Origin of the sequence: Syntrophomonas sp. UBA1041 (assembly GCF_002316705.1) — a bacterium.
Classification (GTDB): domain Bacteria; phylum Bacillota; class Syntrophomonadia; order Syntrophomonadales; family Syntrophomonadaceae; genus DTU019.
On record NZ_DCEA01000108.1, the window covers coordinates 1 to 525 of the forward strand.

Annotated in this window: 2 pseudogenes; both read right to left on the bottom strand. The window is 53.0% G+C overall.

The annotated features are described in order from the left end of the window. Window positions 1-210: pseudogene (locus B2633_RS16260) on the bottom strand (flavoprotein); the annotation flags it as partial. Window positions 211-215: 5 nt separating this feature from the next. Beyond that, window positions 216-525 (bottom strand): annotated as a pseudogene (locus B2633_RS16265) (ethanolamine utilization protein EutJ); the annotation flags it as partial.

The window sequence follows — 525 nt, forward strand, 5'->3', positions numbered from 1 at the left end:
TTCCGCGGCCGGGGTCAAGACCACCTGCAGCCGGTAATTGGATGCGGCTATGGCCTGCAGCTGCCCCAATACCTCTTTTAATCCAATGGTTCCTCCGCTGAACAGAACTAAAGCCCGTTTACCTTGGGGAACCGGCGCTTTGCTTTCCTCCAGGGCGGTCATCTTTTTCAGGACCTCGTTGACAATTTGTTCGACCAGATCATTATCCATTTGTCTCACTCCTTGAATGATAATGCGATGCCCAGCGGTGTAACCAGATAAGGCAATTGGGGAACAAATGTCGGACATCCGGTTTCCTGCTGAATAACATAATCCAAACCCGGGTAGCTGCAGGTGCCCCCTACCAGATAAATGGCCCCGGGGGTACTGCCGGTCAGGTGCTGGTTGATTATGCTGGCGATTTTTTCAAAAACCGGCCGCACAACCGGGAACATCACCGCCTGCTCCCTGGGGTCGCGTTTTCTGGCCTCGGCTTCCTCGGTAGATATTTTATAATTGCCGGCGATAACCAGGTCGAGATGAAAC